The 12,230-nt window shown below is 69.4% G+C and carries 12 protein-coding genes; 10 read left to right on the top strand and 2 right to left on the bottom strand.

The window, feature by feature from the left end; all coding sequences use genetic code 11:
- The first annotated feature begins 3 nt into the window (after positions 1–3).
- From ACRRRO_RS02070 to ACRRRO_RS02060, 3 genes are all read left to right on the top strand, one after another.
- Positions 4–171 (top strand): DUF1918 domain-containing protein, encoded by a 168-nt coding sequence (locus ACRRRO_RS02070; protein WP_434081004.1) that lies wholly within the window; start codon positions 4–6, stop codon positions 169–171.
- 81 nt (positions 172–252) lie between these two features.
- Positions 253–822, top strand: coding sequence for an HhH-GPD-type base excision DNA repair protein (locus ACRRRO_RS02065; protein WP_424798228.1), 570 nt, complete (start codon positions 253–255; stop codon positions 820–822).
- A gap of 10 nt (positions 823–832) precedes the next feature.
- Entirely contained in the window at positions 833–2,305 is a 1,473-nt protein-coding gene (locus ACRRRO_RS02060; protein ID WP_434081003.1) for a hypothetical protein, read from the top strand.
- Positions 2,306–2,316: 11 nt separating this feature from the next.
- Here ACRRRO_RS02060 and ACRRRO_RS02055 read toward each other — a convergent pair whose 3' ends face one another.
- Complete coding sequence (locus ACRRRO_RS02055) at positions 2,317–3,840, bottom strand: SDR family oxidoreductase (RefSeq protein ID WP_424798218.1); 1,524 nt, start codon at positions 3,838–3,840, stop codon at positions 2,317–2,319.
- Between the two features lie 135 nt (positions 3,841–3,975).
- On the bottom strand, positions 3,976–4,833 hold the full coding sequence (locus tag ACRRRO_RS02050; RefSeq protein WP_424798219.1) for an NAD(P)-dependent oxidoreductase: 858 nt from the start codon (positions 4,831–4,833) through the stop codon (positions 3,976–3,978).
- Here ACRRRO_RS02050 and ACRRRO_RS02045 point away from each other — a divergent pair.
- The 7 genes from ACRRRO_RS02045 to ACRRRO_RS02015 all read left to right on the top strand — a co-directional run bounded on the left by ACRRRO_RS02045 (position 4,817) and on the right by ACRRRO_RS02015 (position 11,959).
- Positions 4,817–5,182 (top strand): winged helix-turn-helix transcriptional regulator, encoded by a 366-nt coding sequence (locus ACRRRO_RS02045; RefSeq protein ID WP_424798220.1) that lies wholly within the window; start codon positions 4,817–4,819, stop codon positions 5,180–5,182. The genes ACRRRO_RS02050 and ACRRRO_RS02045 overlap by 17 nt on opposite strands.
- A 144-nt stretch (positions 5,183–5,326) precedes the next feature.
- On the top strand, positions 5,327–6,007 hold the full coding sequence (locus ACRRRO_RS02040; protein WP_424798221.1) for a hypothetical protein: 681 nt from the start codon (positions 5,327–5,329) through the stop codon (positions 6,005–6,007).
- Positions 6,008–6,123: 116 nt separating this feature from the next.
- On the top strand, positions 6,124–7,395 hold the full coding sequence (locus ACRRRO_RS02035) for a DUF5107 domain-containing protein (protein ID WP_434081002.1): 1,272 nt from the start codon (positions 6,124–6,126) through the stop codon (positions 7,393–7,395).
- Positions 7,344–8,078 carry a tetratricopeptide repeat protein gene (locus ACRRRO_RS02030; RefSeq protein WP_434081001.1) on the top strand — a complete coding sequence of 245 codons (735 nt, stop codon included), beginning with the start codon at positions 7,344–7,346 and terminating at the stop codon, positions 8,076–8,078. The genes ACRRRO_RS02035 and ACRRRO_RS02030 overlap by 52 nt, the downstream gene beginning before the upstream one ends.
- A gap of 187 nt (positions 8,079–8,265) precedes the next feature.
- The gene (recQ, locus tag ACRRRO_RS02025; RefSeq protein ID WP_424798223.1) at positions 8,266–10,257 is read left to right on the top strand and encodes a DNA helicase RecQ; all 1,992 of its coding nucleotides are present in this window, start codon (positions 8,266–8,268) and stop codon (positions 10,255–10,257) included.
- A gap of 206 nt (positions 10,258–10,463) precedes the next feature.
- A complete protein-coding gene (locus tag ACRRRO_RS02020) occupies positions 10,464–10,901 on the top strand; it encodes a hypothetical protein (protein WP_434081000.1) in 438 nt (145 codons plus the stop codon).
- A complete protein-coding gene (locus ACRRRO_RS02015; protein WP_434081540.1) occupies positions 10,853–11,959 on the top strand; it encodes a multidrug effflux MFS transporter in 1,107 nt (368 codons plus the stop codon). The genes ACRRRO_RS02020 and ACRRRO_RS02015 overlap by 49 nt, the downstream gene beginning before the upstream one ends.
- Positions 11,960–12,230 lie beyond the last annotated feature (271 nt).

The raw sequence follows: 12,230 nt of genomic DNA, 5'->3' as shown, positions 1-12,230 counted from the left end.
GTCGTGATCGAATCTGCACAGGTGGGTCAGCCACCTCGCGACGGTGAAGTGCTGGAGGTGCGCGGTCCCGACGGCGCCCCGCCGTGGGTGGTGCGCTGGAGCGGTGAGGACGTGGGCAACCTCTACTTCCCCGGGCCCGACACCCGCGTGAGCCCACCCGGGAAGGACTGAGCGACAGCCCGAGCCAACCCTGGGCGGATGAACCGCCGGGGATGGCTGCGCGAGCGAAGCGAATCAGGCAAGATCGGGGGTATGGAACTGCACCTGACCGGAGACGCCCAGGCCGATGAGTTGCTCAGCAGCGATCCATTGGCGCTGATCATCGGGATGCTGCTGGATCAGCAGGTGCCGATGGAAACCGCCTTCGCCGGGCCGCACAAGATCCACGAGCGTCTCGGCGGACTGGACGCTGGGCAGATTGCGGCCATGGACCCGGAGGAGTTCAAGCAGACCTGCGCCACCCCACCGGCGGTACATCGCTTCCCGGGATCCATGGCCGGGCGCATCCAGGCCCTGGCGCAGATCATAGTGGAGGAATACGACGGCGACGCCGCTGCGATCTGGACGCGCGGTGAGCCTGACGGTCCGGAAGTGCTGCGCCGGCTCAATGCCCTACCCGGTTTCGGCAAGCAGAAGGCCGCGATCTTCCTGGCGCTGCTGGGCAAGCAGTACGGCTACACCGGCGCCGGGTGGCGCGAGGCCACCGGCGACTACGGCCACGAGGGTGCCTACCGGTCCATCGCCGACGTGGTGGACGAGGACTCATTGCAACGCGTGCGCCAGACCAAGAAAGCCGCCAAGGCCGCGGCGAAGAAGGGCTGAAGTAGCGCACATGGCGGTGCCGGACAGCACGGACTTCTTGGAAGACCAGATCAGAGCCGCGGCTCTGGACCTGTACCACTCCTCGTCACTCAAACGACACATCCCGGCTTCGAGAGTCCTGCAGCACGCCCAACAGATCCGCCTGGGGATACCGGATAGTCGGTCCGCGCACACCAGCGAGATCCGACGGGTGGACTCCGTTCCCAACTTGGCGTGGGTCTGTTGCATCCGAGGAACTCACCACTCCTTCGTGATCGGCCCGCAGGTCGAGGCCGCGGAAGGGTTCGTCTTCGAAGGTGCCTGGGACGGCGACTACGGCCAGGGCCAGATCCACAGGACGGACTACGCCTTCGGGTCCGGTGCGCGGCTGGGCCGCTACGTCGTCTTCGTGCCGCCGAAGCACTGTTGGGAGTACCTCTACGTTCTGACCGACAAGCGCGACAACCGGGTGATCGTGTCCAACAGTGCGACGTTCGCGCTCACCCACGCCGGACTGCGCCCTGACTCTCGCTTCGTCCGGCAGGGTTTCGAGGTACTCAGACCAAGCACGAACACCGCGACGGCGGCGGGTTTCGATCGCTATGACCCTGTGGTGGCGTCTGATGAGGAGTACACCTTCAGCCGGATGATGTTCCACAACTTCGTGGTGCACGATGGCAAGGTGCAACTCGCGCCCACCGCGTCCTCGGTTCAGTTCTCGGACTACTCGCACTACCGGGAGTTCCTCTCCGGTTGTATCCAGCGCCTTGCTGAGAATGCGTCGGATGCGCGACGACGAACCACCTTCACGCCGATCACCCCGCTCTCGAGCGGATACGACTCCACCGCGACAGCCGTGCTGGCCAGTGAACTCGGCTATCGTGATGCCGTCACCCAAGACCTTACGATCAGGGGCACCTTCGACTCGGGTCAGCGCACCGGTGCCACCCTCGGGATGAACGTCGAGGTGCGCCACCATCTGCTCGGTACCGAGCCCGTGCAGCGGATGGGTGTGCGAGTGGCCGACGGAGGGGAGGTTGACCTCTACGGGGAATTTCTTGCGACGCCGGGCCTGGGTGATGACGTCATGCTGGCCACGATGGAGTCGGCGCTGCAAGGCCGAATGGTTCTGAACGGGGCCATGGGGGATGCGTTGTGGAGGCGGCGCTCGGTCCAGGCCCCTGGGCTGCCGGTCTCGGTGCCGTATGGCAAGAGCGTGACGGAGTTCCGGCTGCGAACCGGGTGGGTCTTCGTTCCCGTTCCCGCACTGGGTGCGCGGTCCCCCCGCAGCATCCAGCGGATCACCAGGGATCCGGAGATGCACGCGTGGACACTCCACGGCCCGTACGACAGGCCGATACCTCGGCGGATCGCCGAGGAGGCGGGGGTGCAGCGGGGAAGTTTCGCCACCGGGAAGGCGGCCGTGAACCCGACGGTGGAAGCGTCGCCGGGCATGGTCATGGAGTCTGTCGCGTACGTGGCGGAGCGCTACGCCCTCGGCTGAGGGCCTGCTGGTCAAGCCCGAGCCCGCTGCGCCGCCCGCAGGATATTGCGGGCCATGGTGGGGAAGATCAGCGCATGAAAGGGCACCAACACCCCCCAGTACAACCGGCCCAGCAGGCCACGAGGGAAGTAGATCGCGCGCTGGCGGTAATCGGTCCCGCCGTCCGCCCCCGGGCGCACCGTCAACTGCAGCCAGGCCCGCCCGGCCGCTCGCATCTCCGAGCGCAGCGTCAAGGATCGTCCCGGGGTGATCGACTCCACCCGCCAGAAGTCCACGTGGTCATCGACCTGCAGATGATGCGGATCGTGCCGCCCGCGGCCCAGCCCATGACCACCGGCAGCCCGGTCCAGTAGCCCGCGCACCCGCCACAGGATCGCAGGGGAGTACCAGCCGTTCTCCCCTCCGATACCTTCGACCACCTGCCACACCGCCTCAGGTGCGGCGGCGCCGTGACGCTGGCGCACATCGGTGAACACGGTATGCCCGGCCCACTGCGGGTCCGAGGGCAGCGGGTCGGCCGGATCGACCTCGGCCTGCACGTCGTGGTCCCAGGTCACCGTGACCTGCCCGGCCAGTTGCCGCTGGATCGCCCGACGGCAGGCCTGACGGTAGGACGTCAGGCCATCGGGAGGGTCAGGGATGATCTCGGCGATCCGGTGATCGGTGGTGACGGCGTCCTGCGCCATCGAGGCCGCCAGCGGCATTGCGATCCCGCGGGGAATCGGGGTGGTCATGGTGATCCAGAATCCGCTCAGTCGCGGCGCGGGCACCGGCAGTGCCAGCACGCGGCGCCGGGGCAGGCCCGCCACCTGGCCGTAGGCGGTGAGCATGTCCCGGAATCGCAGCACCTGCCCGGAGCCGATGCCGACGTCGTCATTCACCGGTTCCGGTAGGGCGCTGGCGTGGGCCAGGTAGTACAGCACGTCCCGGATCGCGATGGGTTCGATCCGGTTGTTCAGCCACCTGGGCCCGGGCATCACCGGCAGCAACTCGGCAAGGTGGCGGATCATCTCGAAGGACACCGACCCCGATCCGATCACCACCCCGGCTCGCAGCACCAGCGCCGGGACCGCCGCGGCGAGCAGGATGCGCCCCACCTGCTCCCGGGAGCGCATGTGATCCGACAGTGAGTCCAACTCACCCCCGGGGTGCAACCCGCCCAGGTAAACGATCTGGGCCACCCCGGCCTCGGCGGCAGCGGCGGCGACGGTGCGGGCGATCTGTTGCTCCCGGGAGATGAAGTCATCGCCCTGACCCATGGAGTGCACCAGGTAGAGCATCGTGTGCACGCCATCCATCGCCGCGAGTACCTGCTCGGGTGATTGCAGGTCCGCCTCGGCCAGTTCCACCTGCCCGCTCCAGGCACGGGAGTGCAACCGCTCGATGTTGCGGGCGCTGGCCCGCACCGTGAACCCAGCCGCTAGCAGCTCGGGGATCAACCGGCCACCGATGTACCCGCTGGCACCGGTGACCAGCACCCGCCGCCCGTTCCCAGGGGCAAGTGAGAGTCGCAGCGGCGAGGCGGGTGTGTCCATGGCCTGACGCTAACGCCAACAGGTGCACCGCACCCGTTGGGAGGGCTCTGCCGGTCACCGCCCCGGTAAGTTCGAGCCGGACGAACGGCACCGACGCCGGCTACCTTTCCCACGGGATGGTGAGGATCGTCGTCGTCAGCGCATCGACTCGATGATCCGGTCGAAGTCCTCCGCACCGTGGCCCGCGTCGATCTGCTGCTGGATGAGTTCTTGGACCATCTGCATCGGGGCCGGGGTGATGCCTTGCTCGCGACTGGCGCGGGCGATGGTGCCCAACTGCGTCGTAGTCCAGTGCAGGCTCTGGAGGGCCTCGCTGTAATCACGGGCGTCCAGGCGTTCAGTGGAATGACCGAGCAGACTGGTCATCGCAGCGAGGAACGGCGCGGCCCGCCCGGCGTACTCAGCCGCCCCGACGCCGGCCGTCTCCAGCATTGCCACACCATGCAGGAACCCGGCGAACATGCTGTACATCCCGGAGAGCATGGCCAGGTCCCACATGGAGGCCATGCCGGGATCGTCGCCGTCGAAGGTGCTGCTTCCCCACACCTGCAGTAGTGGCTCGTGTGCATGGAAGGCCGGTGCGGAGCCGCTGTAGAGGATCACCGACTCCGGTGTGCCAATCATCCTCGGGGTGCTCATGATCGCCCCGTCCAGGTAGTCGATCCGGTGCTCGCGGGCCCAGCGGGCCAGCTCCCGGGCCTCCTCGGGCGTGGTCGTGGTCAGGTTGATCACCGTCCGACCGGTAAGGGTTTCGGTATGCGGGTGGAGTGCCGCACGTACCGAGGCATAGTCGAAGAGGCAGACGACGACGAGATCGGCGCCGCTGATGGCCGCACCGGCCGAGGTGGCCGCCTGGGCACCCCGATCGACCAGATCGGTGTCCTTTCCGGGCGTGCGGTTCCACACGGTCAGGACGTGACCGGCGTCGAGTGCGGTCGCGGCAAGTGCCCCGCCCATGGCACCGAGGCCGAGGAGGGTGAAGGAGAATGTCATTCCCTACATCTGCGGGATCGACGCCGCGATGGACGTGGTCAGCGGGAAGTGGAAAGCCCTGATCCTCTGGGAGCTGCAGGCCCACGGGGTTCGTCGCTTCGCCGAACTCCGCCGCGGGCTGGTGGGGGTCAGCGAGAAGATGCTCACCCAGCACCTTCGCGAGATGGAACATGACGGTCTGGTGGCACGGGAGGTCTTCGCCGAGATCCCGCCCCGGGTGGAATACCGCCTGACCGAACACGGGGCCAGCCTCAACGAGGCGTTGGGAGCCCTGGGGCAGTGGGGCATCGGCCGGATCGAGCGGGAGAATCTGGTCACTGTCCGCCAGGAGGTGCATCCCGCCGGCTGAGCCCCCGCGGTACCTTTCGGAGGGCAGCCTCGCCCGCGCCCCAGCGCTAACCCGCCTCGCCGGACCCGGCGAGTTCGAGCCACAGCGATTGCCGTTCGCCCGTGCGCGGAGCACACTGGGGTAAGTCGACTGCGAGGTGACGTGATGGACGTCGACATCGAACCCTTACCACTGTTGTCCCGGGGCAAGCACCGCAGCCCGCGCCGGGGCGCATGTTTCATGGAGTTGGCCTCCTACCTGGCCGGGGAGCGCTGGAGCGACGCCCCCGCCTGTACCCACCCGCTGTTGGCTCACCTGGCTCGGTTGGTCAATGACCTGACCCACTCCACACACCGGCCCCGCTTGGCCACGCTGGTGCCGGCGGTGATCGGGCTGACCAGTGATGATCCGCGCTGGCGTGATGAGTTGGCCGTGCTTGCGGCTGCTCGCGCCCTGCCCGTGGTGAGCGAACAGCGCCAGCGGGCGCTCGCCGTCGGGCTGCTCACCTGCGAGAGGTGCCGCTCCGCGCGCTCCGGTCCGCAGCAGGCCGCGCCTCATCCGGCGGTCCAGCGAGCGCTGGAGCAGGCGCCCCTGGCGGCGAGGTGGGCGCGGAACTTCATCGCCGAGGTGGGCGGCCCGGGCCGGAGGCACCCGGGAAAGACCATGGTGGAGATCGCCACCGTCGGGCTCGCGCAGGCCTGCGTCACCGACCCGGACGGCATGCTGCGCGAGTTGCTCGCCGATGCCATCACGATGTGTGAGCACCTCGCCGGCCGGGAGCGGGACCGGGAGGCGCTGGAGTGGTCGGACTGGCGTGAGGTGTGTCGGGCGGCACCGGTGCACTGACCATCCCGGTTCACAATCCGGATGTGGTGCGGCGGGTGCGGTCAGGTCCTGCCTCGCGGGTCGATGTCGGGCGCTACGGTGGACCAGAGATCCACCGACACCCTCAGGGGAACCCCATGACATCGCTGTATCGCGGACAGATCACACTGCCCGTCGCCCCGCTCGGCCCCGACGATCCGCTCCCGGTCCCGCACCGGCTGCTGGAGAATCCCTTCGAACTGGGTGCCGACCTGCCCGAGCAGATCCGCCACGGCGCCTCCTTCGGCCGGCCCCGGTCGATGCACCCGTACCTGCTGCAGAACAACTACCCCCGCACTCGCGAGCCGATCACCCTGCCCACGGTTGTCCTGGACAACGGCCATCTGCGCGCCACCTTCACCCCGACCCTCGGCGGGCGGCTGTGGTCACTGGCCGATATCGCTTCCGGACGGGAACTGCTGCACGCCAACGCGGTGCTGCAGCCGGCGAACCTGGCGTTGCGCAATGCCTGGTTCGCCGGGGGAGTGGAGTGGAACATCGGCACCAAGGGCCACGCCGCGCACACCATGTCCCCCTTGCATGCTGCCCGCCTGACCGGCCCCGGCGGGGTGCCGATGCTGCGGATGTGGGAGATGGACCGGCTGCGCGAGGTGGTCTTCCAGGTCGATGCGTGGCTGCCGGCCGGCTCGCATGCACTGCACGTGTACGTGCGCATCCAGAACCCGGGCGAGCACGAGGTGCCGATGTACTGGTGGTCCAACGCCGCCGTACCCGAGGCGCCGGACGTGCGCGTGCTGGTCCCGGCCACCACCGCCTACGCCACCGGGTACGACGGCACCATCGCCGAGGTTCCGGTGCCGGTGCACAACGGTGCCGACCGCACCTTCTCCACCCGTAGCACCGACGCCGCGGACTACTTCTACGACACCACCGGCACCACCCACCCCTGGATCGCCGCCGTCGACTCTTCCGGGCACGGTCTGGCCCAGGTGTCCACGGCGCGCCTGCCCGGGCGCAAACTGTTCCTGTGGGGCACCGGGCCCGGCGGGCAGCACTGGCAACGGTGGCTCTCCCCGGACGGCCCCGGCCCCTACCTGGAGATCCAGGCCGGGATCACGGCCACCCAGTTCGAACACGTCATGATGCCCGGCCGCACCAACTGGGACTGGGTGGAGACCTACGGCGACATTGCCGCCGATGCCACCCGGGCCCACGATGAGGACTGGGACGCCGCCACCACCCACGTGGCCGGGCGTGTCGATGCTCTGTTGCCGGACGCGGGTCTGGGCGCGGTGCTCACCGAGGCCCGCCGAAGCGCCGATCGCGCACCCGAGGAAGTGCTGCACCGCGGCAGCGGATGGGCGCCCTGGAATCCCTGGTGCGCTCCCGTAGCGGGCAGCAGTGGATAGCCGACGACGGCGGAACCCCGTTCGCGCCGGAGTCGCTCGGCGAGGAGCAACTGCTGTGGGAGGCCCTGGTGGGCGAGCCGCGCCGCGGCCAAGAACTCCTGGCCGCCGCTGATCCGGCCACGCCGCCGGCCTCCTACGTCGTCGGGCAGTTCTGGGAGGATCTGCTCTCCTCGACCGCGCCGGGATGGTTGCGTGACTATCACCTGGGTGTCCTGGCCCATGCCCGCGGGGATGATCAGCGCGCCGAGGAGTGCTACCGGGCCTCGCTGGCCGATCGGCGCAGTGCGTGGGCGCTACGCGGGCTGGCGCAGGTTGCTGCCGGCCGCGGCGATCACGCCGGGGCCACCGACCTGCTGTCCGATGCCCTGGCACTGGCTGATGACCAGCCCACGATGTTGCTGGAGGCGATGTCCGCGGCGATCCAGGCCGGAGCGCCGCAGCGAGCCTTGGACCTCGCCGGCGGTGCTCCGCGTGAGGTGCGAAGCATGGGCCGGGTGCGGTTGCTCGAGGGTTTCGCCGCCCACGCCGCGGGAGACCGGGACCGTGCCGAGCAGGTGCTGGCCGAGGACATCGTCATCCCTGACGTGCGCGAGGGTGAGTTGGCCCTGTCGGACCTGTGGGCCGCCGTCCACCCCGGGCGGGCGGTGCCGGAGCGCTACGACTTCCGAATGCGCCACCCCTGACCAACGGTGCCCGTCCGCGCCCCAACGGGTCGACCCGGAGTGCGACATCGCACCCGGACTCGCTGGCCCAGGTGGTGATGGACATGGGCCCCTCCTGCAGCGTGCCACCGGGCGCGGCTGACTCACCACCCTGCACAGCAGGAGGCCAGTGCATCGCCTCGTCCGGCCTGCCGCATAGGCTGTCAGCGTGAGCACGTCATGGCCCGGCCCACAGTGGCAGTGGGAGGAACCACCGGAGTGGGACTACCCGCCCCCACAGGATCCCGGCGACCCTGGCACCTCCGAGGTTCCCCCACCGCCGGACCCCGCCCACGCACCGGACCCTGCGACCGGACCCCAGCCGGCCTCCGCCCGCGCCGTGGTGCGAGCCGCCGCCGTCGCCGACTCCCCGCTCGATGCCCTTCAACAGGTGTGGGGCTATGACACCTTCCGCGGCCAGCAGGAAGAGATCATCGACACCGTCACCGCCGGCAACGACGCCCTGGTGCTGATGCCCACCGGCGGAGGGAAGAGCCTGTGCTACCAGATCCCGGCGCTGGTGCGCGAGGGCACCGGGGTGGTGATCAGCCCGCTGATCGCGCTCATGCACGATCAGGTCCAGGCGCTGGAGCAGCTCGGGGTGCGCGCGGCGTTCCTCAACTCCACCCAGTCGATGCCGGAGCGCCGCGACGTGGAGCACCGGCTGCTGGCGGGCGAGTTGGACCTGCTCTATCTGGCACCGGAGCGACTTCCGGTGGCTACCGCGCTGCTGGATAAGGCCCGCATCGCGCTGTTCGCCATCGATGAGGCCCACTGCGTGGCGCAGTGGGGCCACGACTTCCGGCCCGACTACCTGGGCCTGACCCTCCTGCACGAGCGCTGGCCTGACGTTCCGCGTATTGCCCTGACCGCCACCGCCACCGCTGAGACCCGGGCCGAGATCGTCCAGAACCTGCATCTGGGCGAGGCCCGGGTGTTCGTGTCCAGTTTCGACCGGCCCAACATCCAGTACCGGATCGGTCCGAAGCAGAACGCCAGGGACCAGCTGCTCCGCCTGATCAGGGAAGAACATCCCGGCGCCGCCGGCATCGTGTACTGCCTGAGCAGGGCCTCGACCGAACGCACCGCGACGTGGCTGGCCGAGCGGGGCATCACCGCCCTGCCCTACCACGCGGGCCTGCCCGCTGCGGAACGCTCGGCCACCCAGGCGCGCTTCCTGCGGGAGGAGGGCGTGGTGATCGTGGCCACCATCGCCTTCGGGATGGGCATCGACAAACCCGACGTGCGGTTCGTGGCCCACCTGGACCTGCCCAAGTCCGTGGAGGGGTACTACCAGGAGACCGGCCGCGCCGGTCGGGACGGGCTGCCCGCCACGGCATGGCTCGCCTACGGCTTGCAGGATGTGGTCCAGCAACGACAGATGATCGACGACGGCGAGGGGGACGTCCAGCGCAAACGAGCCCAATCCCTGCACCTGGATGCGATGCTCGCGCTGTGTGAGACGGTGCGGTGCCGGCGCCAGCAGTTGCTGCGCTACTTCGGGGAGGACTCGGCCCCGTGCGGCAACTGCGACACCTGCGTGCAACCACCGGAATCCTTCGACGGCACCGTGGCGGCACAGAAGCTGATGTCCACCATTGTGCGGTTGCAGCGGGAACGGGGCCAACAGTTCGGCGCCGGTCACCTGGTGGATATCCTGGTGGGCAACGAGAACGAGCGGGTGCTGCGCGAGCGGCACACCGACCTGAGCACCTTCGGGATCGGTACCGAACTCAGCGGTGCCCAGTGGCGCGGGGTGGTGCGCCAACTGCTCGCCCAGAGCCTGCTGCAGGTGCAAGGCGCCTATGGGGTGTTGGCGATCACCGACGCAGCGGCCGCGGTGCTGCGGGGACAGACCCAGGTGTGGCTGCGCAGTGAGCCCGAACGGGTGCGCGCGGCGGCCAGGACGCCCGCGAGGACCGCCCCGGTGGACCTGGACGAACCCGCTCAGGAGTTGTTCGCCGCGCTGCGCACCTGGCGTGCCGGAGTAGCCAAGGAGCAGGGTGTACCCGCCTACGTGGTGTTCAACGACGCCACCCTGGCCGGGATCGCCCAGGCCCGGCCGGCCACCTTGACCGGACTTCGCGGTATCTCCGGGGTGGGTGATGCCAAACTCGAGCGGTACGGGGATGCGGTGCTGCAGGTGCTTGCCGGGCAGTGAGAGCACACGGGAAACCCCGCCGCGTTGGTCAATCTGGTGAAGGGGTGGCCAAGGGATCTCCAAGCGAGTCCATGGCGGGTCGAAGTGTGCGCGAACACACCGCGAACACTCGGGCTATCGACTCGACCGGCACCGCGGATTAGGACAGACTAAGTAGGCATTCTCAGCGCTATCTGTGCGCTCTGCTCCAGCCTCCAAGGATCCTTGTGTCTACCGGCATCTCTGCTGCGTCCGCCCCTGTCCGTTCCCACCACCCCGACCCGGTCACTGCCGCCGGTGTCCCCTCGGGTCACCTTCCGACCGGTGACCGGCCGCACGACGCCGGCCACGATGGCGCCGCACCCACCGGTGCCGCACCCACCGGTGCCGCACCCACCGGTGCCGCGACCACGGCGACCGACACCGCCGAGGGGGCTGCGTCGTCGTCGGGGGTGAACCCGCCGAGCACCCCACCGGTGCGGCGCCCGGCGCCGCTGCCCACCCCGCGCAGCAAGATGTGGACGGTCAAGTTCGTGCTGCTGCTGGGCCTGATGGTGGCGATCGGGGCCTTCACGACCGACATGTACCTGCCCTCCCTGCCCGAGGTGGCCGGGACCTGGGCGCGGGAGACGCCGCAGTCCAGTTCACCATCACCGCCACCTTGATCGGTGGTGCGCTGGGGCAGTTCGTGATCGGGCCGTTGTCGGACCGGTACGGGCGCCGGGTGCCGGCGATGATCGGGATCACCGTGCACATCGTCGCCTCGGTGGCCTGCCTGCTCACCTACGACGTGATGCCCCTGATCGGGCTGCGGATCCTGCAGGGTGTGGGCAACGCTGCCGCGGCGGTGGTGGCGATCGCGGTGATCCGGGACAAGCTGACCGGCCCGCAGGCTTCGGCCGTGTTGTCCCGGCTGATGCTGGTGATCGGCCTGGCACCGCTGCTGGCGCCCTCGATCGGGGGGTTCCTGGCCAACATCTGGAACTGGCGCGCGGTGTTCGTGGCGCTGGCCCTGTACGGGGTGGGGCTGCTGGTGGTGGTGTGGCGGTTCCTGCCCGAGACGTTGCCCCCGGCGCGACGCACGGGCGGCTCGCCGCTGAAGGTACTGGGCTCCTACGGTGCGCTGCTGCGGGACCGGCAGTTCGTAGCCCTGGCGCTGCTGCCGGGCCTGGGGATGGCCGCGGTGTTCGCCTACGTGTCGGCCTCCCCGTTCGTGATCCGGGAAGACTACGGGCTGAGCGAGAACCAGTTCGCCTTGCTGTTCGCGCTGAACGGTATCTCGATGGTGATCGGGGCGCAGGTCAACGCGGCGTTGGTGCGCCGCTTCGCGCCGGTGCGGCTGCTGCGCCTGGCACTGCCGGTCTCGGTGAGCCTGGCGATGGTGCTGGTGGTGGTGGCCGCGTTGGGCCTGGGCGGCCTGCCCGGGCTGCTGGCGCCGCTGTGGCTGATGATGGGCGTGAACGCCTTCATCGCTCCGAATGCCTCGGCCTCGGCGCTGGCGCGGCACGGGGACCGCGCCGGAGCCGCCGCCGCGTTGATCGGGGTGTCCCAGTTCGGGGTGGCCGGGCTCGTGGCGCCGCTGACCGGGCTGTTCGGCACCTCGGCGACGTCGATGGCGGTGGTGATCGCCGCCTCGATGGCCGCCGCGCTGCTGGTCCTGGCGCTGGGGACGCCGGCCTACCGGCGCGGGGGCTGGCGCACCGACGCCGCCTTCCAGGAGTAGCCCGGCCCGTTCCTCCTGGCTCCGGGCACGCGCTACAACCATCCAATTGAGCCGTTGTGGCGAGAGATCCGGTCTCCACCTCGCCGCAACTGTCCAATTGAGCTGTTGTGGCGGGGATGGCGGGGGTGGTGAGGACGGCGCCGCCGTGGCTGCGTCACCACAGGGGCACGGGTGGGGGGTGGTGGGGGGTCTTGGCCTTTTCCGGGCGATGCTCCACGATGGAGGCACCGGGTGATCCGGCCTGGAGGAGGCTAGCGGTGGGGTGGTGGCG

This window comes from Sanguibacter sp. Z1732 (assembly GCF_051020515.1).
Classification (GTDB): domain Bacteria; phylum Actinomycetota; class Actinomycetes; order Actinomycetales; family Beutenbergiaceae; genus CALKWS01.
The sequence above is the reverse complement of the archived record's forward strand: the minus strand, read 5'-3'. Positions and strand labels throughout refer to the sequence as shown.

Excerpts from the sequence above, each read along its gene's own strand:
- ACRRRO_RS02065 (WP_424798228.1), top strand. The coding sequence starts at position 253 with ATGGAACTGCACCTGACCGGAGACGCCCAGGCCGATGAGTTGCTCAGC.
- ACRRRO_RS02060 (WP_434081003.1), top strand. The coding sequence starts at position 833 with ATGGCGGTGCCGGACAGCACGGACTTCTTGGAAGACCAGATCAGAGCC.
- ACRRRO_RS02055 (WP_424798218.1), bottom strand. The coding sequence starts at position 3,840 with ATGGACACACCCGCCTCGCCGCTGCGACTCTCACTTGCCCCTGGGAAC.
- ACRRRO_RS02050 (WP_424798219.1), bottom strand. The coding sequence starts at position 4,833 with ATGACATTCTCCTTCACCCTCCTCGGCCTCGGTGCCATGGGCGGGGCA.
- ACRRRO_RS02040 (WP_424798221.1), top strand. The coding sequence starts at position 5,327 with ATGGACGTCGACATCGAACCCTTACCACTGTTGTCCCGGGGCAAGCAC.
- ACRRRO_RS02035 (WP_434081002.1), top strand. The coding sequence starts at position 6,124 with ATGACATCGCTGTATCGCGGACAGATCACACTGCCCGTCGCCCCGCTC.
- ACRRRO_RS02030 (WP_434081001.1), top strand. The coding sequence starts at position 7,344 with ATGGGCGCCCTGGAATCCCTGGTGCGCTCCCGTAGCGGGCAGCAGTGG.